The sequence below is a fragment of the Microbacterium sp. Y-01 genome (assembly GCF_003856715.1).
Lineage (GTDB): Bacteria > Actinomycetota > Actinomycetes > Actinomycetales > Microbacteriaceae > Microbacterium > Microbacterium algeriense.
Genome location: NZ_CP024170.1, coordinates 3,347,941 through 3,373,936, shown reverse-complemented (window position 1 = coordinate 3,373,936; position 25,996 = coordinate 3,347,941). Strand labels below are relative to the sequence as shown.

Genomic DNA, 25,996 nt, shown 5'->3' with positions numbered 1-25,996 from the left:
CGCCACGGTCGGAACGACCATTCTCTCAGGCGTCTCGGTGCGCGCCGGCGGAGGGGGTCACCGGGAACAGGAGCGGGGTCGCGAACCCGGCGGCGGCGAACGCCGCATTCACGGCCTGCGACACCGTGCCGACGGCTTCCTGCTCGACCACGGCGATCGCCGCGCCCCCGAAGCCGCCGCCGGTCATCCGGGCGCCCAGTGCTCCCGCGGCCAGGGCGGCGTCGACGGCCGTGTCGAGCTCGGGGGTCGAGATCTCGAAGTCGTCGCGCATCGACGCGTGCGATGCCACCAGCAGGTCGCCGATCGCGCGGACGCCCCGCTCGTCGAGCAGTCGCACGGTGTCGAGCACGCGCTGGTTCTCGGTGACGATGTGCCGCACGCGGCGGAACGTCACGTCATCCATCCGCTCCTGCGCGCGCGGAAGGTCGGCGACGGACAGGTCGCGCAGCGCAGGGACGCCCATGATCCGGGCGCCGAGCTCGCACGAGGCTCTGCGTTCGCGGTAACCGCCGGTGGAGTGGGCGTGCTTCACGTGCGTGTCCATCACGAGGATCGCGAGTCCAGACGCCGCGACGGGCAGTGGCACGACGCGGGTCTCCAGCGAACGGCAGTCGAGGAAGATCGCGGCGTCGGGCTCGCCGAGCATGGACGCCATCTGGTCCATGATCCCGGTGGGCGCGCCGACGGCGTCGTTCTCGGCACGTCGTCCGATGCGTGCGAGTGCTGCGCCGTCGAGGGCCGTGTCCCACAGCGCATCGAGAGCGGAGGCGGTAGCCCCCTCGATCGCGGCGGAGGAGGAGAGCCCCGCGCCGACCGGGACGTCGGACGCGATCGCGATGTCGACCCCGCCGGGGAGAGGGCCGGGGGAGTCCGACGACTGCCGCAGCGCCCAGGCGACCCCGAGCGGGTAGGCGGCCCACTCCGGAACGGCCGGCTCCTGTCCCTCCCGGGTCGGGAAGAGGTCGTCCAGTTCGCCGATGCCCACCGCCACCGCGTCGGCGGCGAAGGTGGAGCGCACCCGGATGCGGTCGTCCTCCCGGCGCCCCACGGCGGCGACGGTGCGCTGCGGGATGGCGAACGGCAGCACGAAGCCGTCGTTGTAGTCGGTGTGCTCGCCGATCAGGTTGACGCGGCCCGGTGCCGACCAGAGGCCATCGGGCTCGCGACCGGTGAGGTCGACGAAGAGGGCGCGTGCGGCATCGCGTGCGCCGCCTTCCTGCGGAGCTCGGCCGGTCATGCGGACTCTCCCTCGGCGGACGGGGCCGGCGAGGTGCGCGCGATCGCCTCGCGCAGTCGTGCGGCGCCGAGCTCCGGCGGGACCTCGGCGGCCCACGCTCCCATCGCGGCCTCCGATCCGGCGAGGAACTTGAGCTTGTCGGCGGCCCGGCGGGGGCTGGTCAGCTGGAGGTGCAGGCGCACCGTGTCGCGGCCGACGTGCACGGGGGCCTGATGCCAGGCGGCGATGTACGGGGTCGGGCTCTCGTACAGGGCGTCCACTCCGCGCAGCAGGCGCAGATACAGAGGGGCGAGCTCGTCGCGCTCGGCGTCCGACGTCTCCGCGAGGTCGGCGACATGGCGGTGGGGCAGGAGGTGCACCTCGAGCGGCCATCGGGCGGCGAACGGCACGAAGGCCGTCCAGTGCTCGCCCTGGAGCACCACCCGCTCCGACGCCTGCTCCGATTCCAGGATGCGCGCGAACAGGTCGGGGGAGGTGCGCGCGATCGACTCCTGCAGCCGGGTCGTGCGCGGGGTCACGTAGGGATAGGCGTAGATCTGCCCGTGCGGATGCGGCAGGGTCACGCCGATCGCCTCGCCGCGGTTCTCGAACGGGAACACCTGCTCGATGCCGGGCAGGCGCGAGAGCGTCGCCGTGCGGTCGGCCCAGGCCTCGATGACGGTGCGCGCCCGGGTGACGGACTGGGTGCCGAACGAGCCGGAGTGCTCCGGGCTGAAGCAGACGACCTCGCAGCGCCCGACCGCGGTGCGGGTGCGACCGAGGTCGAGCGTGGCCAGATCGTCGAGCCCCTGAGGGGCGTCGTCCGCCCGCGGTGCCGGGCCGACGGCTTCGGCGAGCGCGGGCCCGAAGGCGGGGGACCGGTTCTCGAAGACGGCGACGTCGTAGCGCGAGGGCACCTCGGACGGATTGCCCGGGGTCTGCGGTGCCAGCGGATCGGCGTCGGCGCCGGGCATCATGACCCGGTTCTGCCGGTTCGCGGCGACCGTGATCCAGTCGCCCGTCAGCACGTCCAGGCGCATGGTGGCGGTGTCGGGGCGCGGGTCGAGCACGCGGGCGTCGACCGCGCGTTCGACGCCGAGGAGGGTGCCGGGGTCGTCGTAGTAGATGAGGTCGCGGCCGTCGGCGAGCGTGGTCGCGCGCTTGACGACGCCAGCGCCGAGGGTCTCGACGCTCGGCTCGGGAAGATCGTCCGTGTTCACGTCAACATGGTAAGCGTCCCGCCGTGATAACGTCAACACGCGAAAGGTGCGTCCGGGCTTTCCCGGCCCGCACGACCGGGAAAAGGGAGTCCGTGGTGGCCGACGCGCGAAACGACGCCTCGTCGCCGACGTCGCGCCCTCGCGAGCTGCCCCCACGCGTCTCCATGGCCACGGTCGCCGCGCGAGCGGGGGTTTCGGGTCAGACCGTCTCCCGCGTGGTCAACGGCAGCCCGCGCGTCGACCCCGAGACCCGCGCCCGCGTCGAGAGCGCGATGGCCGAGCTCGGCTATCGTCCGCACCGCGCGGCCAGGGCGCTGCGCACCGGTCGCTCGCAGACGATCGGGCTCGTGGCCACCACGCTGGCGACGGTCGGCAATTCGCGCATGCTCCAGGCGACCGCGGAGGCCGCGGCCGAACGCGGCTATGCGCTCACCGTCGTCAGCGCCGCTCAGGGCGTCGAGGAGGCGTTCGACCGCCTCGCCGAGCAGGAGGTCGACGGCGCCGTGGTCCTGAACGAGGCATCGGCCCTGGTGCCGGGAGCGCGGCCACCCGGCGGCCTGCGCCTCGTCGTGGTGGACGCGCCCGCCGGAGGGAGCTTCGTCTCCGTGCACAGCGATCACCGCGGCGGTGCGGTGGCCGCGACCACTCGCCTGCTCGAGCTCGGCCACCCGACCGTGCATCACCTCGCCGGCCCCGTCGACTCCTTCGCGGCGAGCGAGCGCGAGCGGGGCTGGAGTGCCGCGCTCGACGCGGCGGGCGTGGTGCGCCCCGAGGTCGTGCGCGGCGACTGGAGCGCCGATGCCGGTTTCGCCGCGGGGCCCGCTCTCGCTGCGGCCTCCGCCGTGTTCTGCGCCAACGATCAGATGGCGCTCGGGGTGCTGCGATGGTTCGCGGAAGCGGGGCGGCGCATTCCGGAGGACGTGAGCGTGGTCGGCTTCGACGACGTTCCGGATGCGGCCAACTTCCGGCCTCCGCTCACGACGGTCAGGCAGGACTTCCGGGCCCTGGCGGAGCGGGCGGTCGCGACTCTCGTGGCCGAGATCGAAGGCGACGTGGCGTCTCCTCCTCCAGGACCGGTCGTGCCGACCCGCCTCATCGAGCGGGCGAGCGCCGCGCCGCGTCAGTGATCTGCGGAATCAGCAACTGATATCGCCTGAAGGCTAGCAATCGCGCAGGCTCGGGTATAGATTCTCGCTCAGATCACTAAAAAGTGGTCCGCGATATGCCAATTTCGTAGTTCGCCGACGAGGCTGCCCGAGTCTCGTCCGCACCGAATGGAAAGAACGTGACCATGCACACGACCAATCCCACGACGAAGTGGGTGATGCTCGGACTGTCCTACCTGGTCCTCATCGCCTGCTTCATCCCCTACATCGGCTGGAGCGTCAGCCTTCTCGACATCTCGGCCGAGTTCTCGCTCAGCGCCGCGCAAGCAGGCCTCCTCGGATCCATCACGGCGCTCGTCGGCGGCCTCGTGCTCCCGTTCGCCGGCGTGATCGGCGACCGCTGGGGCATCAAGCGGATCATCCTCGTCGGCATCGCCGCCGCCATCGTCGGACAGCTGCTGTTCGCCTGGGCCCCCGACTACACCCTCCTCATGCTCGGCCGCGCGATCAGCGGCATCGGCGTCGGCCTGCTCTTCGTCGGTCCGTACACGATGGCCGTCAACTGGTTCGAGCGGGAGCGTCGCAGCGGCATCGCCCTGGGTGTCATGTTCACCTCGGACGGCATCGGCACGGCCTTCGCGCTCTACGTCTTCGCGCTCGTGCTCGTCGCGGTCGGATGGCGCACCGGATCGGCGATCGGCGGGGGGCTGCTCGCCGTCGTGTTCGTCATCGCGGCGCTGTTCCTGAAGGATGCGCCGCGCGACGACGCGCCGGGCGTGGCGGAGGAGGCCGACGCCTCGGGCCGCTCGCTCGTGAGCTGGCTCTTCAGCCGCAACGTGCTCATCGCCGCGGCCTTCTTCATCGGCGAGTGGGGCATCTTCGCGGTGGTCGCGGTGTGGATGCCGACGATCCTCATCGAGGGGGCCGGATGGGATCCCGCGCTCGCCGGTCTCTTCTCCTCCCTGTACGTGCTGATCGGCATGATCACCTCCATCGTGTTCGGTCTCGTCTCCGACCGGATGGGGCGGCGCAAGGGGCTGATCGTGGCGGCAGGGCTGGCGATGACCGTCTTCCTCGCCGCTCTCACGATGAGCCTCGCCGCCGGCGACTTCGTGCTGGTCGCGCTGTTCCTGCCGCTGGTCGGCCTCGGCGTCTACACGGGAATGCCCCTCGCGCTCGCGCTGGCGGCAGAATCCGTGCCCACCCGCATGATCGGCGCGGTGAACGGATTCGTCCTCGGCATCGGCTTCATCGTCGGCGGTTTCGTGTATCCGTATCTCCTCGGCGTCGTCAAGGATGCGACGGGCGACTACACGGTCGGCTTCGTCGCGATGGTCATCGCCACCTTCGCGCTGAACTTCGTGTGCGCGCTCTTCGCGAAGGACGTCCGTCGCGTCCCGCAGGAGGCCGTCGCCGTCTGACGCCTCCCGCAGGACAGAGGGCCCCGACCGCTCCGGCGATCGGGGCCCTCTCTCCTGTCAGGGGTCAGACGTCAGGAATCGAAGCCGAGCTTGCACTTCTCGAGGATCCACAGCCACAGTCCCTGCTTGCCGCCGCGCCGGTCCGATCGAGCCATCTGCGCGGCGGTGAAGCGGATCGCCGGCCAGGCGAACGGCTCCGGCGGGAACGGGAAGGGGCGTCGGCGGACGAGACGGGATCGGGTGCGCGGGGTGTCCTCGTCGTTGAGCAGGTCGAGCATGGCGTCGGCGGCGAAGCGGGTCGACGCCACCCCGAGCCCCGTGAAGCCCGACGCCGACACCGCCTGCCCGTGGAACGCCCGCGTGAAGAAGGCGAAGAAGCGGCTGCACGTGTCGATCATCCCGCCCCAGGCGTGGCTGAATCGCACGCCCTCGAGCTGAGGGAACAGGACGCCCAGGTGCACGGCCAGCCGCTCGAAGGTGGGTTCGCTGACGTCGTACTCGGGCGCGATCCGCTTGCCGAAGTGGTAGATCGCGTCGTACCCGCCGAGCAGCAGGCGGTCGTTGCCGTCCGCGTCCTTCAGCAGGCGCAGGTAATGGAAGCGGCTGTTCAGATCGGTGACACCCTGTCTCTTCTCCCAGCCCAGGCTCTCGCGCTGGGCGGGGGTCAGCGGCTCCGTCACCAGCGCATAGTCGTACACGGGCACCGTGAACAGCCGATTGCGACGGAGCAGCGAACGGAACCCGTTGGTCGCGAGGGCGGCGTGCGCGGCGCGGATGCGTCCGCGCGGGGTGCTGACCTCCACCCCGGCTCCGCGGCCGAGGTTCCTGATCCGGGTCGCCGGCGTCGTCTCGTAGACGCGGCACCCGAGGCGGATGCAGGCGTCGAGCAGACCCATGGCGAGCTTCGCGGGATTGAGCGTCACGCCCTCGGCGGTGGCCCATCCCCCCACGCGCGCCGCGGCTGTGCGCACCTGCGCCTGCAGCTCCTCGTCCGTCAGCACGACGATGGACGGATCGGCGGCAGCCAGGCGTCGGATCGTCTCCTCCTGGTGCGGCTCGGTGGCGAGCTTGATGACGCCGTGGGGCTGGATGTCGCACTCGATGCCGTACCTGTCCACGGTGGCGAGGAGCTCGGCGAGATTCTGCTCGCCGAGCTCGGCCGCCAGCTTCTCCTCGCCGGCGACGTGGATGGCCGCGTTCGCTCGACCGTGGGTCAGGCTCGGCTCGCAGAATCCGCCGTTGCGCCCGGACGCCGCCCAGGCGACGCGGTTCGCCTCGACGAGGACGACATCGCGGTCGGGGTACCGTTCCTTGGCGCGCAGTGCGGTCCACAGACCGGCATAGCCGCCGCCCACGACGACGAGGTCCGTCGCGGTGTCCTCCTCGAGGGGTGGCAGCGTGGGGCGACGGTCGAGGTCGTCCAGCCAGAAGGGGGTGCGGCGAGCGCCGGCGACCGCCGCGGCCGCCTTCCGGCGATCGGCTCGCTGCTCGGCTCGTTCGAAGCTCGTGGGTGTCTGCACGGCGGATGCACTCCTCTTCCGATTGTCACATCGAACACATTCGTGCCCAACATCTGTTGAATCAGCAACTCTGCTCGTCTCAGATTATTGGATCAATCACGAGTGCGCGATATCTATTGTCAATTCCGCAACCCGTGGCTAGGCTGACCATCATTCACGAAGGTCACCGACGACAGGAGAATCGCGCCATGTCCCTGCAGCTCCCCGCGCCCACACCTCAGCTCTTCATCGACGGGGCCTACACCGACGGCACAGGAGGCGACCGGTTCGAGGTGATCAGCCCGGCGACGGGCGAGCGGATCGCCGCCCTTCCCGTCGCCACCGACGCGGACCTCGACCGTGCGGTCGCCGCAGCCAACCGGGCGCAGCGCGAATGGCGCCGGGTGAACGTGTGGGAGCGGGCGCAGATCTGCCACCGCATCGGCGACACGATCTCCGCGCACGTCGAGGAGCTCGCGCTGCTGCAGACCCTGGAGCAGGGCAAGCCCCTGGCCGAGTCGCGCGCCGATGTCAACGAGGCGGCGCAGTTGTTCCACCTGCACGCCGAGGACGCCCTCCGGCTGTACGGCGAGACGCTCCCGTCCTCCGACCCGCTCAAGCGGATGCACACCTGGCGGCAGGCCGTCGGCACCTGGGCCATCATCACGCCGTGGAACTTCCCGCTGCTGATGTTCACGGAATTCGCCGCTCCCGGACTCGCGACCGGGAACGCCCTCGTCGTCAAGCCGCCGATCCACACCTCGCTGACGGTGCTGAAGGCGATGGAGTACCTGGCCGAGGCCGGTCTTCCCGACGGACTGGTCAACATCCTGCCCGGCGAGGGAGCCTTCGGCTCGCGGCTGGTGTCGCACCCGGGCATCCACGCGATCGGCTTCATCGGGTCGTCGGCGACCGGCGCGAAGATCCAGGCGACCGCCGGTCTCAAGCGATCCGTCATGGAGTGCTCCGGCAACGGTCCCGTGGTCGTGCTCGACGACGCCAACATGGAGCGCGCGGCGAAGGCGGCCGTCGACTCCGCCTTCTACTGTGCGGGACAGGTGTGCTGCGCGACCGAGCGCGTGATCGTGCATCGCAAGGCGCACGACGCCTTCCTCGAAGCGGCCCTCTCCTACGCGAAGACCGTCAAGCTCGGCGATCCGTTCGACCCGGCCACCAACCTCGGCCCGCTCAACAACGCCGGCGTCGCCGACAAGATGGATCGGCACCTGGACGAGGCGCGCGCCCTCGGATTCGACGTCCTGCTGGGCGGGGGTCGTGCCTCCGGCTTCGCGACCGACCTGTACTACGACTTCACGATCGTCGACGGCGTGACCGAGCAGTCGCTGCTGTCGCGTGAGGAGTCCTTCGGGCCCGTGCTCCCGATCATCACCGCCCAGGACGACGACGACGCGCTCCGGATCGCGAACGCGGACTCGCTCGGCCTCCAGTCGGCCGTGTTCACGCGCGACATCGCCCGCGGCTTCCGCTTCCTCGAGGAGCTGGAGACCGGCCAGGTGCTGCTCAACGAGTCCAACGGCTGGTGGGACATCAACATGCCGTTCGGAGGCGCCGGCGGAAAGGGCACCGGCTGGGGGCGCATCGGCGGCATGTACACGCTGCACGACATGACCGATCTGCGCACGTCGGTGATCCACATCGGAGACTGACGCGGTGTCGGGGCGGCGGTCGAACGACGGGACGGCCGCCGCCCGTCTATAGGATGAGGGGCGTCACCCCGAGCCGAGGAGGATCTTGATGCCGGATCGCGAACAGGCCGCCACGCCGCTCGACCTCGATGACCTCGACCGGAAGCTGATCGCCGCGCTGCAGATCGACGGACGCACACCCTTCAGCGTGCTCGCGCAGGATCTCGGGGTGTCCGCCTCCTCGGTGCGCTACCGCGTGCAGCGGCTGCAGGACAGCGGACTGTTCCAGATCGTCGGCATCGCCAACCCGCTCAACATCGGCTTCGATCGCCTGGCGCTGATCGGGATCCGCTGCGCCGCCGGCACCGGGCCGGACGTCTGCGAGGCGCTCTCCGCGCTGCCGGAGACGAGCTACGTCGTCCTCACCAGCGGCTCCTTCGACGTCATGGTCGAGGTCGTGTGCCGCGACATCGACCACTACACCGAGTTGATGTTCGGCACCCTGCAGAAGATCCCCGGCGTGGTCCAGACCGAGTCGTTCTTCGTGCTGAAGGCGCACAAGCTCGCCTACGGCTGGGGCGTCGGCGACAGCCGCTGAGCAGGGCGCCTAGGCGCTCCGGGCCAGTTCCGCCCTATCGACAGGATGCGCGGCCGGTCGCCCGGCGCTGTAGGCCTCGAGTTCATCGAGCGCGGCGTCGACCAGGCGCCGGGTCTCGGTGCCGAGGGAGCCGGCCAGGTGCGGCGTCACGGCGACGTTCGGCAGCCGGAAGAGCTCGGAGTCGGCGGGCAGCGGCTCCGGATCGGTCACGTCGAGGATCGCGTCGAGTCGACCGGAGCGGCATTCCCGCAGCAGTGCGTCGTGGTCGACCAGTGCCCCTCGCGCCGTGTTGATGAGGGTCGCCCCATCCGGGAGGGCGGCCAGCTGTGCGGGGCCGATCAAGTGCCGCGTCGACGGCAGCGCGGGGGCGTGCAGCGTGAGCACGTCCGACACGGGGAGCACCTCGGCCAGCGGAGCCAGTCGGGCGCCGGCGGCTTCGACCGCACGGCGATCGGCGAACGGATCGGCGACGACGACGTCGAGGCCGTCGAACGGACGCAGCAGATCCACGACGCGGCGTCCCGTCCGCGAGAAGCCGACGACGCCGATCGTGCGGCCGTGGTTGCCGAGCTTCGCGTGTCGGCCGAGGCCCTCGTCGGGCAGGCGCGGGGCTCCCGGAGTCCGCACGTGCACGAGAGCCCGCTTCCCCGCGAGGAGGATGGCCGCGAGCGTGAACTCGGCGACGGGCACCGCATTGACGTCGGCCGCGGAGGTGATCAGGATGCCGCGCTCCCAGAACGCCTCGGTCACATGCGCCCGGATGCTTCCGGCCGCATGGAACACCGCGCGCAGTCGCGGCAGCCGGGCGAGCAGGCGCGCGTCGAGGGCGGGGGCGCCCCAGGAGGTGATCAGCACCTCGACCTCGGCCAGCTCGGGATCGTGGGCGGTGTCGTCGAGGTCGGCGAGGGCGGTGAGGTCGCCGAGGTGCGCCAGCGAGGCGAGCCGATCGAGCCGCTCCTCGTCGAACAGGGCGGAGAACGTGTCCGAGCCCATCAGGACGAGGGCGCGAGGGCGCGTCGGCATGGGATCTCCGGTCGGTCGTCAGGGTGGGGAACGGCGGGTTGCGGGACGTCGTGGTTTCAGTGAAGACTGTGCGACCATGCGAGAGCAACAGATTCGGATCGGATCGATCGAAGTCGAACAGAATCGAACACGGATCTTCCGATGGACGCGCTGATTCCCCGGGGTGCGCTGCGCGAACTCTGGACGCGGAGCCGTCGCACGGACGAGCCGCTGCTCGTGCCGCCCTCCGGCGACCGGGACGTGTGGGACGCGATCGACCCCGGAGCGCGCGCCTTCGTGCTCGCGGCAGCGGAGGAGTCGGCGGGGACGGCGTGGCCGCACCCTCTGCTGTCGCAGTGGGCGGCGTACGCCCGCGCGGGCGACCGCATCGGCTACGAGGCGGTCGTCTTCGCGCGGGACCGGCGACTGCGTCTGGCGGTCCTCGCCGCGGCCATCGATCCGACGCCCGATCGCGTCGCCGAGGCGGCGGACGGGCTCGCGCTGCTCTGCGAGCAGTCGACGTGGTGCTGGCCCGCCCACGACGATGCCTTCACTCGGGGGCTGCGGGCTCCCGACACGACGCGGCCCTTCGTGGACCTGGGAGCCGGGGAGGAGGCGGCGCTCGCCGGTTGGGCGGTGCTCCTGCTGGGCGACGCCCTCGAGAAGGCGTCCCCCGGACTCGTCGCGCGCCTCCGGCGAGAGACGAACGCGCGCGTCCTCCGGCCCTTCGTCCGCCGTCGGGACTGGGCGTGGGAGGGCACGGAGGGCCACGTGCACAACTGGGCTCCGTGGATCCACGGCAACCTGATACCGGCCGCCGTGGCGTTCCGTGCGAGAGCGGCGCGGGCGGAGGTGCTGGACCTGTGCGTCGACGGCCTCGATCGCTACCTCGCGCAGCTCCCCGCCGACGGGGCGATCGACGAGGGCTTCGCCTACTGGTGGCAGGGTGCGGCACGCGCTCTCGACGCGCTGTCGCTGCTCGACGGGCTTATGGGGGGCGAGGTCGCCGCCGCGGTGGCCGACGGCCCGCTTCGAGGACTCGCCGAGCTGGTCCGGTTCCCGGAGCGGGTCCAGCTCGGGGCGGAGTGGTCGGCGAGCTTCTCGGACACCGAGGCCAGGAACGCCACCGGGCTGCCCTGGCACGCACTGTATCGAGCCGCGCGACTGTGCGGACAGGACGAGACCGCGGGATTCGCTGCCCGCTATCGGGAGGACGGAGTCCTGCGGGGCGCGGCGGCCGATACGGCCTCGGGGTTGGGCCGCCTCTCCGCCGAGGTCCTCGATGAGTCCTGGTGGACGGCTCCGCGCGGTCCCGCACCGCTGCCGTCGCCCGTGGAGCTGGCCTCGATCGGCTTCGGCCTCCGCCGCCGGACTCCCGGCGACACCGCCGGCCTCGCCGTGACGGTGAAGGGCGGGCACAACGCCGAGAACCACAACCACAACGACCTCGGTTCGATCTCGGTCGCCGTCGACGGCCTGCCCCTCCTCGCGGACTTCGGCCGAGCGACGTACACGGCCCAGACCTTCTCGGCGGCGCGCTATGAGCTCTGGTACGTCACCAGTGGCTGGCACAGCGCGCCTCTGCCGTACGGCCGGGAGCAGCGTGCCGGGCGCGAGTGGCAGGCGCCCGTCCGTGCGCTCGACGACGGGTGGGAGATCGACCTCAGTGCGGCATACCCCTGGCCGGACGAGGCGGAGATCTCGTGGCTGCGCACCGTGCGGCTCGGGGACGGCGAGGTCAGCGTCCGCGACGAGGGAGCGGCGGTCGGGCATCCCGACACCCGCATCGTCGTGGTGTGCGCCGGAGTGCCGGAGCTCCGGCCGGATGGCGTCCGCATCCCCGGGCGCGAGGGATCGGCGGACCTGCTGCTGTCGTACGATCCGGCGGAGGTCGAGGTCGAGACCCGGTCCGTGGCCGATCCCTACCTGGAGCGGTCGTGGGGACCGGAGGTCTCGCGGCTGCTGTTCGCCCCCATGCCGGGGACCACGTCGTGGGAGCTGAGAGGAATGGCCGGATGACCGACGAGGAGCAGGCGCCGCGGTTCGGCATCTCCCGACGCGAGCGCATCATGGACGAGCTGCGGCGGATCGGCGCCGTGCGCGTCGCCGATCTGGCACGCGAGCTCGGCGTCGCGGAACTCACGATCCGCCGCGACATCGGCGCGCTGGCCGACCGCGGGCTGCTCACGAGGGTGCACGGTGGCGCGACGCTGCGCAGCGCCCTCGACACCGCTGTCGTGCGGGGCGGGCCGGCGGCATCGAGGTTCCGGATCGGGATGGTAGTGCCGTCGCTGAGCTACTACTGGCCCCAGGTCGTGATCGGCGCACGGGCCGCAGCGACGGAGCTCGGCGCGCAGCTCATCCTGCGCGGCGCCAGTTACGCGGCCGATGACCAGCGGCGGCAGATCGCGTCTCTCGTCGACGCGGGCACCGTCCACGGACTGATCGTCGCCCCGGAGAGTCTCGGCCCCGACGGTCATGCGCTGCTGCAGTGGCTGGACGCGCTCCCGCTCCCGGTCGTGCTGGTCGAGCGGCGCGCGCCGTCGACGCTCGCGCTGTCCGGTCTCGAGAGCGTGACCACCGATCATGCGTTCGGCGGGGCCCTCGCGGCGCGCCACCTGTTCGAGCTCGGCCACCGCAGGGTCGGCATCCTCACCTCCGCGCCGTCGCCCACCTCCGGGCGGCTCCGGCGTGGCTGGGACCGCGCCGTCGACAGGCTGGGCCTGACCGCGACGGTCGACCGCGACGTGTCCCTCGATCGACTCGACGCGGAGGAGCGGGACGCGGCCGTGACCGCGCTGCTGGCGGAGGTGCGGGGGACAGACACCACGGCCATGCTCATCCACGCGGATCCGCAGGCCCTGCTCGTGCAGCAGCATGCGGTGGACAGCGGGTGGTCGCTGCCGGACGAGCTGTCGATCGTCGCCTATGACGACGAGGTCGCCGAGAGCGGGACGCCGCCGATCACGGCGTTGCGCCCTCCCAAGCAGCATGTCGGTCGCCGCGCCGTCGAGGTGCTGCTCGCTCGGCTCGACGAGGGCCGACGGCGACCCGTCGAGCGGGTGCAGGTCGTGCCGTCGCTGCACGTGCGCGCCTCGACCGCCCCCTACGCCGAGTAGCGGCGGTTGCGATCCATCGAAGTCTCGTGGCATGATCTCGGAAAGCGCTTTCCGATCGATCGACCGAAGCGCCCTCAGCTCCCGCGAGAGAAACGGAACACCATGGCACAGGCGAACACCCGCGAGATCGGGATCATCATGAACGGGGTCTCCGGACGCATGGGATATCGGCAGCACCTGGTGCGCTCGATCCTCGCGATCCGCGAAGAAGGCGGCATCGAGCTGCCGGACGGATCCCGCGTCACGGTGAAGCCGATCCTGGTCGGCCGCAACGAGGCGAAGCTCGCCGAGCTCGCCGCGAAGCACGGGATCGAGGACTGGACCACCGACCTCGACGCGGCCCTCGCCGACCCGCAGTGGGAGATCTATGCCGACTTCCTCGTGACCAAGGCCCGCGCCTCCGCGATCCGCAAGGCCATCGCCGCCGGCAAGGCGATCTACACGGAGAAGCCCACCGCCGAGTCGCTCGAAGAGGCGCTCGAACTCGCCCGTCTCGCGAAGGAGGCCGGCGTGAAGACCGGCGTCGTGCACGACAAGCTGTACCTCCCCGGTCTGCAGAAGCTCAAGCGGCTGATCGACTCCGGCTTCTTCGGCCGCATCCTCTCGGTGCGCGGCGAGTTCGGCTACTGGGTGTTCGAGGGCGATTGGCAGCCGGCGCAGCGTCCCAGCTGGAACTACCGGACGGAGGACGGCGGCGGCATCATCACCGACATGTTCCCGCACTGGAACTACGTCCTCGAGAACCTGTTCGGCGAGGTCACGAGCGTCTACGCGCAGGCGGCCGTGCACATCGCGGACCGCTGGGATGAGAAGGGCGAGCACTACACCGCCACCGCGGAGGACGCCGCCTACGGCATCTTCGAGATCTCCGGCGGCGTGATCGCCGAGATCAACTCCTCGTGGACCGTGCGCGTCAACCGGGACGAGCTCGTCGAGTTCCAGGTCGACGGCACCCACGGCTCGGCGGTGGTCGGCCTGTTCGGGGCGAAGATCCAGCCCCGCAACGCGACCCCCAAGCCGGTGTGGAACCCCGACCTCGAGGACCCCCGCGACTACGACGCCGACTGGCAGCAGGTCCCCACGAACGACGTGTTCAAGAACGGCTTCCGCCAGCAGTGGGAGGAGTACCTGGTCTCCTACGTCGAGGGCACGGACTACCCGTTCGACCTGCTCGCCGGCGCTCGCGGGGTGCAGTTCGCCGAAGCAGGACTGACGTCCAGCGCCGAGGGTCGCAAGATCGCCCTCGAGCCGCTGACGCTGGACTGAGCCGCATGAGCACTCTCCGACTCCTCCGTGCCACGGGCGACCTCGCCGACGTCGACCTCAACGACTTGGGCGCCTACGTGCGTCCGACGGGGCCGCTGCGCAGCCGTGTCGCCTACGCAGCCGCGCACGTCGTGCCGAAGGTTCACGCCGACAACACCCCGGGGCAGCCCGCCGACATCGACTGGGACTCCACGCTGGCCTTCCGCCGCAACGTGTACTCCTGGGGGCTCGGTGTCGCGGACGCGATGGACACCGCCCAGCGGAACATGGGCCTGGACGCCGCAGCCACCCGCGAGCTGATCTCCCGCAGCGCGGAGGTGGCGCGTGAGGAGGGCGGCTCGGTCGTGGTCGGCGTCAACACCGATCACGTGGCCGACTCGCACATCTCGATCGAGCAGGTGATCGCGGCCTACCTCGAGCAGCTGCACTTCACCGAGGAGCAGGGCGCCGGTCCCGTGCTGATGGCCTCGCGGCACCTCGCCCGTGTCGCGACGGGGCCCGAGGACTACCGGCGCGTCTACCGCGAGGTGCTGTCGCGGGCGTCGGTGCCCGTGGTGCTGCACTGGCTCGGCACCGCCTTCGACCCGGAGCTGAAGGGGTATTTCGGCGCCGACGACTGGCAGAGCGCCTCCGCCGTGCTGCTCGAGATCATCGAGGAGAATCCGGACCGGGTCGCCGGCGTCAAGATGAGCCTGTTGAACGCCGAGTCCGAGATCTCGGTGCGCAGCCGGCTCCCCGAGGGCGTCCGCATGTTCACCGGCGACGACTTCAACTACGTCGCCCTCCTCGCCCCCGCTCCCGCCCCCGCTCCCGCCCCCGCTCCCGCTTCCGATTCGCCGAGTGCACGGGATGCCGCCGAGCGCACGGGCTCCGCACGCACCGAAGCCGTGCCCTCGACGGCAACCCGTGCGCTCGGCGAGGACCGCGGATACTCGGACGCGCTGCTCGGGGCGTTCGCGGCGATCACTCCCGTCGCGTCGGCGGCGATCCAGGCGCTCGACGCGAGCGATCACGCGCGGTACCTCGAGATCCTCGGCCCGACCGAGGAGCTCAGCCGTCAGGTGTTCGCGGCGCCCACGTTCTACTACAAGACGGGGGTGGCGTTCCTCTCCTGGCTCAACGGCCACCAGCCGGCGTTCCAGATGGTGGGAGGGCTGCACTCCGCGCGGAGCCTTCCGCACCTGAGTCGCATCGTCGAGCTCGCGAACGCCTCGCTCGCCCTCGAGGACCCCGACCTCGCCCGACAGCGGTGGCACGGCATGCTGCGCCTGAACGGAGTGGACGCATGACCGCCCCCGACCCGCGCCTGTCGATCAATCAGGCGACCATCAAGCACGCCGACCTCGCCACGGCGCTGCGCGTCACAGCCGAGGCGGGCGTCCAGGCGATCGGACTCTGGCGGGAGCCCGTGAACGAGGTCGGCCTCGACGAAGCGGCGCGGATGCTCGCGGACTCGGGTCTGCGCTTCACGACGCACTGTCGCGGCGGGTTCTTCACCCTCCCGGTCGGCCCCGAGCGCGAGGCCGCCCTCGACGACAACCGCCGTGCCATCGAGGAGACCGCGACCCTCGCCGCCGCCGGTGCGGAGGGCTCCACCGCCGTGCTCGTGCTCGTCGCGGGCGGCCTGCCCCCGGGATCGCGGGACCTGATCGGCGCGCGCGAGCGTGTGCGCGATGCCGTCGGCGCGCTCGCCCCGGAGGCGGAGGCCGCGGGGGTCACGCTCGCGATCGAGCCGCTGCATCCGATGTACGCATCCGACCGTGCCGTGGTGTCGACCCTGGGTCAGGCGCTCGACATCGCGGCGGACTTCGACCCCGAGGTGGTCGGGGCCGCGGTCGACACCTTCCACATCTGGTGGGACCCGCAGGTGCTCGACCAGATCGCACGAGCGGGTCGCGAAGGACGCATCGCGACGTACCAGGTGTGCGACTGGAAGACGCCGCTCGCCCCGGACGTGCTGCTGTCCCGGCACTACACCGGCGAGGGCGTGATCGACTTCGGCTCCCTCACCCGCGCCGTGGTCGCCACCGGATACGACCGCGACATCGAGGTCGAGATCTTCAACGCCGACGTCTGGGCGGATGCCCCGGACCGCGTCGTGCGACGCACAGCCGAGTCCTTCGCCTCCGCCGTCTCCCCGCATCTGCCATGACCCTCCGCCCCCTCCGTCCGGTCCGACGTCCGTCAATCCGGACACTTGTCGGGCGGATTCACGGATGTCGGGCGAAAGGGGCTCGTCTCGTCCGGCATCCGTCCGCTCGTCCGACATCCGTCCCGCGGCCGTCCCGCGGCCGGCGGCCGTCCGGCGGCCGGCGTCCGGCGGATGGCGCCGGGGCGGGAGCTGAGAGGATGAAGACATGACGGGGATCCGGCCAGGGCTGTGCTCGGTGACCTTCCGTGCTCTCACGCCGGAGCGGATCGTCGAGCTCGCCGCGCAGGCGGGGCTCGAGGTGATCGAGTGGGGCGCCGACGTGCACGTGCCGCCGGGCGACGAGGCCAGGGCGGCGGAGGTCGCGCGCGCCACGGTCGACGCGGGGCTCGCGGTCGCCTCCTACGGCTCGTACTTCCGTGCCGGCGTGCAGGAGCCTCTCACACCCGTGCTCGACAGCGCGCAGGCGCTGGGCGCACAGCGGGTGCGGGTCTGGGCGGGCGAGGTCGGCTCGCTGGACGCGACACCGGTCGAACGGGCGGCCGTGGTCCTGCGCCTCCGGGCCGCCGCGGAGGAAGCGGCCGAGCGCGGGGTCACACTCGCGCTGGAGTTCCACGGCGGCACGCTCGCCGACACCGCGCCGAGCACGCTGCGTCTGCTGACCGAGGTCGGCAGTCCGTCTCTGTCGACGTACTGGCAGCCCACCGTCGGCGCGTCGGTCGACACCGTGCTGGAGGAGTACCGCGCTCTGGCGCCGCACGTCACCGCGGCCCATGTCTTCTCGTGGTGGCCCGAGCGGGAGCGGCTGCCGCTGCGGGCACGCGACGCGCTCTGGACGCGGTACTTCGCCGAGGCGGGGTCTGCGGCGTACCCACCTCGTGACGCGCTGCTCGAGTTCGTGCCGGACGATGACCCCGCGCTGCTGCCGGCTGAAGCGGCCGCCCTGCGCGCGTACCTCTCGGACCCGCGGCGATGACGGCCCGGGAAGTAGGCTCTGGGGCATGACAAAGCCCGCATCGTCCGCGGAACAGCCGGCGCGGGCTCAGCGCCATGCGCGGGGGCCCGCCGCCACGCTGCACGACGTGGCCCGCGAGGCCGGCGTGTCGCTCGCCACGGCATCCCGCGTGCTCAACGGCTCCGAGCGCAAGGTCGCGGAGTCGTTCCGCGAACGCGTGGAAGCGGCGGCCGTGAAGCTGGGCTACACCGCGAACGTCTCGGCTCAGGCGACCGCGCGAGGCACGTCACCGGTGATCGCGCTCCTCGTCGCCGACATCGCCGACCCCTACTTCGGGTTGATCGCATCCGGAGTGGCGCGCGGCGCCGACGAGCATGGCCTGGTGGTGACGATCGCGATCACCGAGCGCGATCCGGCGCGGGAGGCCCGGATCGTCCGGGCGCTGCGCGGTCAGCGGCCGCTGGGGTTGATCCTCGCGGCCTCGCGCACGCAGGAGCCGATGGAGGCCGACACCGCCCGGGAGCTGGCGGACTTCGCGCGTCTGGGTGGCAGAGTCGTCGCGTTCGGCCCCGAGGGCGAGGGGGAACGGCACATCGAGATCGACAACCGGTCCGGGGCGGAGGCGCTCGGGCGGCGGATGGCGGCTCTCGGTTACCGTTCCGCGATCGCGATCGGCGCGGCGGAGGGCGTGCGCACCTCGGACGACCGTCTTGCCGGGTTCCGCACCGGTTTCGAGGCTGCGGGCGGCACGGTCGCGGCCGTGCGGCGCGGAGACTTCCGCCGCGAGTCGGGTGCAGCGGTCATGACGGATGTCCTGGCCGACGGTGTCCCCGCCGGCACACTGGTGTTCGCGATCAGCGACGTGCTCGCGATCGGGGCGATGTCCGCGATCCGCGACGCCGGACGCGAGGTGGGGTCCGACATCGCGGTGTGCGGGTTCGATGATGTGCCTTCCAGCCGCGACGTGTCACCGGCGTTGACGACGGTCCGTGTGCCCTTGAGCGAGGTCGGCTACCAGGCGTTCCGTGCGACGGTCGACGCCGATTGGGAGCAGGCGCCGCTGCCGCTCGAGGTCGTCGTCCGCGCGAGCACTCCCGGTGTCGCGCCGTGACCCGAGTCGTGCTGGCACCGGACAGCTTCAAGGGCACGATCACCGCTGTCGACGCCGCGGTCGCGCTGGCGGAGGGATGGGCCTCCGTCGAGCCGACGGCCGAGTTCGTGCACCGGCCGATGGCGGACGGCGGGGAGGGCACGGTCGACGCGTTCCAAGCCGCTGTCGCCGGCGCGGTGCGAATGCCGGTCACGGTCGACGGACCCGCGGGCGTGTCCATCGACACCGCCTGGCTGCTGCTGCCGCCGACCGAGGACGCGCCGGGAGGGACCGCGGTCGTCGACCTCGCCTCGACCTCCGGAATCGAGCTCCTGGACGGGCTGCGCCCCTGGGACGCGGACACCACGGGTCTCGGACAGGCGATTGCCGCGGCGCTCGATCACGGCGTCTCCCGGCTCGTCGTCGGCATCGGATCGAGCGCTTCGACGGACGGCGGCACCGGGATGCTCACGGCGCTGGGCGCCCGCTTCCTGGATGCCGCAGGCGTCCCCGTCCCCCGCGGGGCGCGAGGCCTCAGCGAGATCACGTCGGTCGATCTGACGCGATTGCGGACGGCGCCGGAAGTGCGGGTGCTGACCGACGTCACCAACCCGCTCACCGGCCCGCGCGGCGCTGCCGCGGTGTTCGGTCCGCAGAAGGGGCTACGGGACGCTGACGACATCGCCCGGGTGGACGAGGCGCTGGGCCGACTGGCCGCGCGGCTCGGGCTCGATCCCACACAGCCCGGCGCCGGAGCGGCCGGGGGCACCGGCGCCGCACTCGTGCGGTGGGGTGGAGTGCTCGCTCCCGGTGCCGCCGAGGTGGCCGAGCTCATCCGCCTGCCCGCCGCGATCGACGCAGCCGACATCGTCATCACGGGGGAGGGCTCCTACGACGGGCAGTCCGGCGACGGCAAGGTTCCCTCGTTCCTCGCCGATCTCGCTGCGACGGCGGGCGTCCGCGCGATGCTCGCGGCGGGCCGGATCACCGACGACTCCGACACTTCGCTGTTCGCGGCGTCCACCTCCCTCACCGACCTTGCCGGCTCGGCCGAGGCCGCGCTCACCGAGCCCCCACGCTGGTTACGCGAAGCGGGCGCGGCGCTGGCGCGCGCCACGACGTCCTGAGTCCACGTCCCACACGCCGGCGGGGTCACGGGATTCGAAGTTCTCGAATCGGTTCTCGGCTGCTGGCCGCGATTGCCGGAGTGAGTGCCGCTGCCAGTGCCGTGGTCACAGTCAGCACCGCCAGCGCGCCGGTGAAGGACGCACCCGGCAACGGGTCGCCGGCCGAAGCCAGCACGATGAGTGAGATGCCGATTCCCAGTGCGGTGCCGGCGAGGCAGAGCACAGCAGTCTGCGTCAAGAGAAGGCAGATGATGAGTGCGCGACTCGCCCCCAGTGCCCTCCGCCGTCCGAAGTCTTTGCGGCGCATCTGGACCAGGCCGTACAGCAGAACAGCGAGGAGGAGGCTGGTCAGGCTGAGCAGAGCGATCACCAGGCCTCGAGAGAAATCGCGGAGTTGTGCGTCGATCAGACCGCGCAGCTTCGACAGGGCCTCGCTGGTCTGGATCGTCACCTTCGATGGATCGTCCACGCCGAGGAGGGACACCACAGCTTTGCTCACGGGAGAAACGAGGTCGGGCGTCTCTGCGATGACGACCAGGACGGACAGCCGCTCGTCGCCGTCGGCTGCCTGCGGCACGAGTGCCAGGGGCTCGAACGGGCGGAGGAAGTCGGGAACCTCCAGTCTTCCGCCGAGCCCGAAGGAACCGCCGGCGTCGACGATCGACACCCCGCCGACGAAGTCGGGAGTGCCCAGCTGATCCGCGGCCTCGTCCGACACCCATACCAGTGCTCCCGGCAGCGGTGAGTCGATCGGGATGCCGAGTCTCTCGAGGTGGGACCCGTAGACGATGCGAACCGGCACGCGCGTGCCATCCGGTACAGCGCTGTTGGTGGCATCGACGGCGGACGACAAGCCTGCAGCCCACTCGATTCCCTCGATCCCGTCGATCCGATCGAGAACGTCGGCTGTCAGGCCGGCGTCCGGATCTGCTCTGATCGTCACGGATCGGGTGCCCGCCGAGTCGATCGAGTCGAGCACGTCCTGCTCCGCGCCGACGGTGCGTCCGGTGGTGAGCATGACGACGAGGATCATGCCGACCACCATCAGCACCGTGATGGCTGACGCCACGGGCTGGGAGCGTATCGATGCGTGAGCCTCGCGGAGAACGGCACCGATCACAGCGTGATCTCCCGGTCGCAGGTGTTCGCCACTTCAGGTGAATGGGTCACGATGACGACCGCCGCACCTGTGCGCGCGTGTTCCTGCAGGGCGTGGACGACGACCCCCGCCGTCGTCGGATCCAGATTTCCCGTCGGTTCATCGGCAAGAACGATGTCGGGCGCGTGGAGAAGAGCGCGGCAGAGCGCGATGCGCTGTGCCTGCCCTCCGGACACCTGTCCGGGCTTGCGGTGCGCGGGGACGTCGACTCCGAACAGGTCGAGGAGCTCTCGACCCCTCGACTCGACCGATCGCCGAGGCATCCCGCGATAGAGAGCCGTCTCGGTGACGTTGTCGAGTACGGATCGTGTGGTGTCCAACGCTGCATCTTGGAAGACGAAACCGAATCTGTCGGCGCGCAGATGGGCGCGCCGCGCATCGCGAAGCGTGCGGCTCGGAATCCCATCGATGAGCACGTCGCCGGCGTCCGGCGTCACCATGAGGCCGAGGAGGTACAACACCGTGGACTTCCCTCGGCCGGACGGACCTGTCAGCGCCGTCGTCGAGCCGGCCGGGAACTCGGCGGACCAACCTGCGACGAGCGGATGATCCGCCTCATAGCCGAAGGTCAGGTCTTCGGCGCGCAGCCTCACCTCTTTCGTCGCGCTCATCTCCTCGCAGTCCCTGATGCTGGGGTCTGCACGCGCAACCCCTCGCGCACTCCGGTGACCACCGACATGCCTTGAGCGGAAGCCACGATTCCCACCCGCTGCTGTCGCCCTTCTTCGTCGACGACAGCTGTTGATCCGTCTGCCACCGTCACAAGCGCCGCGGACGGCACGACCAGTCCCTCGACCTCTTCGACCACGATGATGCGCGAGCCGAGGGTAGTCTTCCCGGTGGGCGTTATCTCCGCGCACGCGTGGGCGCAGATGGATTTCTCATTCGGCCCGCGCAAGCGGATGGCGATCGCGCCCTCGTCGCTGCGCAGCTGTTCTTCGGCGACGGCCTCCCAGGTCTCGCCTCGAGGGGCTGTGATCTCCACTCTTGTCCCCGCGGGCATCATCGCGGCTTGGGTTTCGGTGACGGGGATCTCGAAGGTGGGTGTCGACGAGAGCCCGTTCACGACGATCTCGCCCCCGGAGAGCGTCGCTCCTCGAACGATCACGGTCGTATCGAGCGTGACCCTCGTTGGCAGGGCGGGTACGAAGATGACGTCGCCAGTGTCGACGACGCCTGTGGCCGGTGCGCCGATCGCAGCCTGCCAGTGGCTGACGGCACTTCTGGTTCCCTCGCCGAACAGCCCGTCGATTCGGCCGTCGTACTGGCCGACGGCGCGAAGCATCTCCTGCAATTGCCGAACGTCGGGACCCGCGCTGTCGGGACCGAGCGGCCGGAACATCGGCACCGCTCCTTGCGCGATGACGACGGGCTGCAGATCGATCGTGTACAAGACCGCACCCGAGACGACCTCCTCGCCTGCTTCGACGGCGACGTCCGTGACGACGCCCGCGGCGCGGTTCGTGCCGATGGGTTGCTGCGACCACTCGGCCATCGTGTTGAGATTCAACGCTTGCCCGACGGTGCCCTGCTCGACGGCGACGAAGGAGTGACCTGTCGAAGCCAGGGGGTCTTCGGTGGGGCCGAGGATGGTCGCGACGGCCCACGCACTCGCGGCTCCGATCAGCAGCAGGGTGATAGCCACGACGACAAGCGCGCCGCGTCCGGGTCGGGGTCGCGCGGCAGCATTCTGGCTGTCCGTCATCTCAGCGGCTGGCATCTAATACCCCGGCCGGGGGCACTTCTCGAGGAGAGCGAAGTACTCGTCTTCGGTCACCTGCGAGTTCGAAGTCGTGTACACCGTCGCATACGGGTCCCAGGCGTTTCCGTCGACGAGGGCCGCCTCCACGAAGCTCTGCTCGCTCGGGGCGATGCCGGGATCGAGGCCCTCGCCGCGTAGGCACGCGGCCGTGTCCAACTCCATGAGATACAGCAGCCGCAACTCGGGTTCGGTGAGTGCGGGTGCGATGCTGTCGAACCCGTTCTTCTCCTCACATTCCGCGAGGTCCGTGTCGTAGGACTCGTCCTGACCATCGGGTATGTCGCTCATTATTCCGCCGTCGCCGGTGACGATCGCATCCCATCCTCGTTCGACCATGCACGAGGCCATGACGGTCCCGAACTCCGGGTCGACTCCGAGGTCGACGCTTTCGGCTGTGGGCAGCGGCTCAGGCGAAGCCTGCGCGCATCCGGCGATGGCGAGCAAAGCCCCAGCCGTCAACGCCGCGACGAGAGCGGGCGCTTTTCGCATCAGTCTCCGCCTCAATAGCTGCAGTCGTAACCCTGGTACACCCAGCGCGCAGCGTTCGTATACGCCGAGCCGCTCTGCTGATCCTCATTCGGGCTGTTCACGTAGTGGCGGGTGGCGACCGAGCCGTTGTTCCATGTGCCCGACCGGGTGCCGGTTCCGGCCGTCCCTGTGATCCTCAGGGTGACCGTATTCGTGGCCGAGCCTTCGACGAACGCGTGCATCGGCCAATAGCATTCGTGCGGGCCGTAGTACGTGGTCATCGCCGCGGCAGGAATGGCCGTCACCACCACCAGCAGTGCGGCACCAACAAGACCCATGGAACCGAGCCGAACTCTCTGCGCGTCGTTCATGACTCCTCCTACGTCAATGTAATGAGTGATAGGTATAACGTTACCTATCGTAGACGTCAGACTAAATGAGCGCTGTCCCCCTTTCGGAGGACAGCGCTCAACCGGGCGGCTCGGCTCGCGTCAGCCGCCGAGTGCGGCCGACACGACCGCGCGCGCCTCTGCCTGCACCTCGGCGAGGTGGTCCGGTCCGCGCAGGCTCTCGGCGTAGAGCTTGTACACGTCCTCCGTGCCCGAGGGGCGGGCTGCGAACCACGCGTGCTCGGTCTGCACCTTGAGGCCGCCGATCGCCGCGTCGTTGCCGGGTGCGTGCGAGAGCTTCGCGGTGATCTCCTCGCCCGCGAGGGTGGTCGCGGTCACGGACTCCGGAGCGAGTTTCGCGAGCGTCGCCTTCTGCTCCGGGGTAGCGGGGGCGTCGACGCGCTGGTATGCGGAGGCCCCGAACTCCTGCTCCAGCTCGGCGTAGCGCTGCGACGGCGTCTTGCCGGTCACGGCGATGATCTCGGCGGCCAGCAGGCACAGCAGGATGCCGTCCTTGTCGGTGGACCAGACGGAGCCATCTCTACGGAGGAAGGAGGCGCCGGCGGACTCCTCGCCGCCGAAGGCCACAGAGCCGTCGAGCAGGCCGGGCACGAACCACTTGAAGCCGACCGGAACCTCCAGCAGGCGACGACCCAGCGATTCGGCGACGCGGTCGATGATCATGGACGACACCAGGGTCTTGCCCACGGCCGCGTCGCTCGGCCACTGCTCGCGGTGCGAGAACAGGTAGTCGATCGCGACGGCGAGGTAGTGGTTCGGGTTCATCAGACCCGCGTCCGGGGTCACGATGCCGTGGCGATCCGCATCCGCGTCGTTGCCGGTGAGCACGTCGTACGACCCCTTCTTCGCCACGAGCGAGGCCATGGCCGACGGCGAGGACGGATCCATCCGGATCTTCTCATCCCAGTCCAGGGTCATGAACCGCCAGGTGGGGTCGACCTCGGGGTTCACGACGTCGAGGTCGAGGTCGTGCATCTCGGCGATCAGCGCCCAGTACTCCACGGATGCCCCGCCGAGCGGGTCGGCTCCGATGCGGACGCCGGCTTCACGGATCGCGTCGAGGTCGATGATGGACGGGAGGTCGCGGACGTAGGCGTCCCGGAAGTCGTACCCGGTGAGGGCGTCCCAGTCCACGTCGGCGAAGCGCTCGCGGGCGACGCCGTCGAGTCCGGCGGCGATCAGGGCGTTCGCGCGGTCGGCGATCCAGCCCGTGGCATCGGTGTCGGCGGGGCCGCCGTGCGGAGGGTTGTACTTGAAGCCGCCGTCCCGCGGCGGGTTGTGCGACGGCGTGACGACGATGCCGTCCGCCCTGCCCGCGTCGTCGGCCGCGCGTCCGCGGTTGTAGGTGAGGATCGCGTGGCTGAGCGCCGGGGTCGGCACCCAGGCGTCGCGGGAGTCGACGCGCACATCCACGCCGTTCGCCAGCAGCACCTCGATCGCGCTGCGCTCGGCGGGCAGCGACAGGGCGTGCGTGTCGCGTCCGAGGAACAGAGGTCCGGTGATCCCCTGAGCTGCGCGATAGTCCACGATCGCCTGGGTCGTGGCGAGGATGTGGTTCTCGTTGAAGCTGTTCGTGAGGGAGGAGCCGCGGTGGCCGCTGGTGCCGAACACGACCCGCTCTGCCGGGACGTCCGGGTTCGGGGCGCGGTCGTAATAGGCGGCGATCAGCTCGTCGACATCGATCAGGTCACTTTCCTCCGCGGGGAGGCCGGCACGGCTGGTCATGTCTTCAGTCTGCCCCCACTTTCGCCCGATCGCATCCGCGGCGTCGTCCGGAAGTCGTCATCGCCGCCGAGGACTAAGGTGAAAACCGTGACCGAACGCCGCACGTACAGCTATCTGGGACCAGCCGGAACCTTCACGGAAGCGGCGCTCGACCAGGTCGCCGAGGCCCGTGGCCAGGAGTGGCGCCCGGTGCACAATGTGGGCGAGGCGCTCGCGGACGTGCTGGAGGGTCGCAGCGACGCCGCGATGATCGCGATCGAGAACTCCATCGAGGGTGGCGTGTCGACGACGCAGGACGCCCTGGCGACGCTCCCGGGTCTGCGCATCATCGGCGAGTACCTCGTGCGGGTGAACTTCGTGCTCGTCGCCCCGCGCGGGACGACGCTCGATCAGGTCGACGTGATCGCCGCGCATCCGGTCGCCTACGCGCAGTGCCACGGCTGGCTCGGCGCTCACCTGCCGTCGCACTCGCACGTGCCGGCCGCGAGCAACGTCGCCTCGGCCATCGGCGTGCTCGACGGCACGCTGCCCGCCCAGGCGGCGATCGCGGCCCCCGGCATCGTGAACCACTACGACGTCGAGGTGCTCGCCGAGGGGATCGGCGACAACGCGCAGGCCGTGACGCGCTTCGTCCTGGTGACCAGGACGACCCGCTCCCCGGAGCCGACGGGAGCCGACAAGACCTCCCTCATCGTCGAGCTCCCGCACGACCACCCCGGCTCGCTCCTGGAGATGCTCGAGCAGTTCTCGACGCGCGGCATCAACCTCTCGCTCATCGAGTCGCGGCCGATCGGCGACGAACTCGGCCGCTACCGCTTCGTGATCGACGCAGACGGGCACATCGAGCACGAGCGCATGGCCGACGCGCTGCTCGGCATCCGCCGGTTCAGCCCGCGTGTGGTCTTCCTCGGTTCGTACCCGCGCGCCGACCGTCAGATCGTGCAGTACCCGGACCGCTACTCGGACGACGTGTTCGTCGAGGCGCGCGACTGGCTGCGCGGCATCCTCTCCGGCGAACCCGAGTCCTGAAGCCCTGACGTCATCCGCCCGACCGCCCA

Annotated in this window: 23 protein-coding genes; 13 read left to right on the top strand and 10 right to left on the bottom strand. The window is 70.6% G+C overall.

The features are described 5' to 3' along the window. Positions 1-25: 25 nt before the first annotated feature. Complete coding sequence (gene galK / locus CSX12_RS16220) at positions 26-1,237, bottom strand: galactokinase (protein ID WP_124896458.1); 1,212 nt, start codon at positions 1,235-1,237, stop codon at positions 26-28. Next, on the bottom strand, positions 1,234-2,436 hold the full coding sequence (galT, locus tag CSX12_RS16215; RefSeq protein WP_017204195.1) for a galactose-1-phosphate uridylyltransferase: 1,203 nt from the start codon (positions 2,434-2,436) through the stop codon (positions 1,234-1,236). The genes galK and galT overlap by 4 nt, the downstream gene beginning before the upstream one ends. 164 nt (positions 2,437-2,600) lie before the next feature. Between galT and CSX12_RS16210 the strand changes: the two genes are divergently transcribed. Further along, positions 2,601-3,563, top strand: a complete 963-nt coding sequence (locus tag CSX12_RS16210; RefSeq protein WP_164479635.1) for a LacI family DNA-binding transcriptional regulator — start codon at positions 2,601-2,603, stop codon at positions 3,561-3,563. Between the two features lie 164 nt (positions 3,564-3,727). Then, on the top strand, positions 3,728-4,963 hold the full coding sequence (locus CSX12_RS16205; RefSeq protein ID WP_124896456.1) for an MFS transporter: 1,236 nt from the start codon (positions 3,728-3,730) through the stop codon (positions 4,961-4,963). A gap of 71 nt (positions 4,964-5,034) precedes the next feature. Here CSX12_RS16205 and CSX12_RS16200 read toward each other — a convergent pair whose 3' ends face one another. Beyond that, positions 5,035-6,483, bottom strand: a complete 1,449-nt coding sequence (locus tag CSX12_RS16200) for an FAD-dependent oxidoreductase (RefSeq protein ID WP_124896455.1) — start codon at positions 6,481-6,483, stop codon at positions 5,035-5,037. Between the two features lie 188 nt (positions 6,484-6,671). On the opposite strand from CSX12_RS16200, the gene CSX12_RS16195 reads away from it, so the two are divergent. Beyond that, positions 6,672-8,129 (top strand): aldehyde dehydrogenase family protein, encoded by a 1,458-nt coding sequence (locus tag CSX12_RS16195; RefSeq protein WP_017204199.1) that lies wholly within the window; start codon positions 6,672-6,674, stop codon positions 8,127-8,129. 88 nt (positions 8,130-8,217) lie between these two features. After that, a complete protein-coding gene (locus tag CSX12_RS16190; RefSeq protein ID WP_017204200.1) occupies positions 8,218-8,706 on the top strand; it encodes an Lrp/AsnC family transcriptional regulator in 489 nt (162 codons plus the stop codon). Positions 8,707-8,715: 9 nt separating this feature from the next. Here the strand turns inward: CSX12_RS16190 and CSX12_RS16185 are convergent, their stop codons facing one another. Then, entirely contained in the window at positions 8,716-9,729 is a 1,014-nt protein-coding gene (locus tag CSX12_RS16185; RefSeq protein WP_124896454.1) for a hydroxyacid dehydrogenase, read from the bottom strand. Positions 9,730-9,870: 141 nt separating this feature from the next. Here CSX12_RS16185 and CSX12_RS16180 point away from each other — a divergent pair, with 141 nt between their 5' ends. From CSX12_RS16180 to CSX12_RS16145, 8 genes are all read left to right on the top strand, one after another. After that, entirely contained in the window at positions 9,871-11,727 is a 1,857-nt protein-coding gene (locus tag CSX12_RS16180) for a heparinase II/III family protein (RefSeq protein WP_124896453.1), read from the top strand. Beyond that, positions 11,724-12,827, top strand: a complete 1,104-nt coding sequence (locus CSX12_RS16175) for a substrate-binding domain-containing protein (protein ID WP_124896452.1) — start codon at positions 11,724-11,726, stop codon at positions 12,825-12,827. The genes CSX12_RS16180 and CSX12_RS16175 overlap by 4 nt, the downstream gene beginning before the upstream one ends. A 102-nt stretch (positions 12,828-12,929) precedes the next feature. Next, positions 12,930-14,093 (top strand): Gfo/Idh/MocA family oxidoreductase, encoded by a 1,164-nt coding sequence (locus CSX12_RS16170; RefSeq protein WP_124896451.1) that lies wholly within the window; start codon positions 12,930-12,932, stop codon positions 14,091-14,093. A gap of 5 nt (positions 14,094-14,098) precedes the next feature. Then, positions 14,099-15,382, top strand: coding sequence for a dihydrodipicolinate synthase family protein (locus tag CSX12_RS16165; protein ID WP_124896450.1), 1,284 nt, complete (start codon positions 14,099-14,101; stop codon positions 15,380-15,382). Further along, the gene (locus CSX12_RS16160) at positions 15,379-16,245 is read left to right on the top strand and encodes a sugar phosphate isomerase/epimerase family protein (protein WP_124896449.1); all 867 of its coding nucleotides are present in this window, start codon (positions 15,379-15,381) and stop codon (positions 16,243-16,245) included. The genes CSX12_RS16165 and CSX12_RS16160 overlap by 4 nt, the downstream gene beginning before the upstream one ends. A 205-nt stretch (positions 16,246-16,450) precedes the next feature. Beyond that, positions 16,451-17,218, top strand: coding sequence for a TIM barrel protein (locus tag CSX12_RS16155; RefSeq protein ID WP_124896448.1), 768 nt, complete (start codon positions 16,451-16,453; stop codon positions 17,216-17,218). Between the two features lie 25 nt (positions 17,219-17,243). Beyond that, complete coding sequence (locus tag CSX12_RS16150; protein ID WP_241160492.1) at positions 17,244-18,308, top strand: LacI family DNA-binding transcriptional regulator; 1,065 nt, start codon at positions 17,244-17,246, stop codon at positions 18,306-18,308. Further along, the gene (locus CSX12_RS16145; protein ID WP_124896447.1) at positions 18,305-19,414 is read left to right on the top strand and encodes a glycerate kinase; all 1,110 of its coding nucleotides are present in this window, start codon (positions 18,305-18,307) and stop codon (positions 19,412-19,414) included. Before CSX12_RS16150 ends, CSX12_RS16145 begins: the two co-directional genes overlap by 4 nt. 25 nt (positions 19,415-19,439) lie before the next feature. Here the strand turns inward: CSX12_RS16145 and CSX12_RS16140 are convergent, their stop codons facing one another. The 6 genes from CSX12_RS16140 to pgm all read right to left on the bottom strand — a co-directional run bounded on the left by CSX12_RS16140 (position 19,440) and on the right by pgm (position 24,938). Then, the gene (locus tag CSX12_RS16140; RefSeq protein ID WP_225855719.1) at positions 19,440-20,483 is read right to left on the bottom strand and encodes an FtsX-like permease family protein; all 1,044 of its coding nucleotides are present in this window, start codon (positions 20,481-20,483) and stop codon (positions 19,440-19,442) included. Between the two features lie 47 nt (positions 20,484-20,530). Beyond that, a complete protein-coding gene (locus tag CSX12_RS16135) occupies positions 20,531-21,184 on the bottom strand; it encodes an ATP-binding cassette domain-containing protein (protein ID WP_124896446.1) in 654 nt (217 codons plus the stop codon). Beyond that, entirely contained in the window at positions 21,181-22,218 is a 1,038-nt protein-coding gene (locus CSX12_RS16130; RefSeq protein WP_241160491.1) for a peptidoglycan-binding domain-containing protein, read from the bottom strand. The genes CSX12_RS16135 and CSX12_RS16130 overlap by 4 nt, the downstream gene beginning before the upstream one ends. Positions 22,219-22,293: 75 nt before the next feature. Then, positions 22,294-22,824, bottom strand: coding sequence for a hypothetical protein (locus CSX12_RS16125; RefSeq protein ID WP_124896444.1), 531 nt, complete (start codon positions 22,822-22,824; stop codon positions 22,294-22,296). An 11-nt stretch (positions 22,825-22,835) separates the two neighbouring features. Continuing rightward, positions 22,836-23,174, bottom strand: coding sequence for a hypothetical protein (locus CSX12_RS16120; protein WP_124896443.1), 339 nt, complete (start codon positions 23,172-23,174; stop codon positions 22,836-22,838). A 120-nt stretch (positions 23,175-23,294) separates the two neighbouring features. After that, positions 23,295-24,938 carry a phosphoglucomutase (alpha-D-glucose-1,6-bisphosphate-dependent) gene (gene pgm / locus CSX12_RS16115; RefSeq protein ID WP_124896442.1) on the bottom strand — a complete coding sequence of 548 codons (1,644 nt, stop codon included), beginning with the start codon at positions 24,936-24,938 and terminating at the stop codon, positions 23,295-23,297. Between the two features lie 78 nt (positions 24,939-25,016). On the opposite strand from pgm, the gene pheA reads away from it, so the two are divergent. Beyond that, positions 25,017-25,967, top strand: a complete 951-nt coding sequence (gene pheA, locus CSX12_RS16110; protein WP_124896441.1) for a prephenate dehydratase — start codon at positions 25,017-25,019, stop codon at positions 25,965-25,967. The last annotated feature ends 29 nt before the right edge of the window (positions 25,968-25,996 follow it).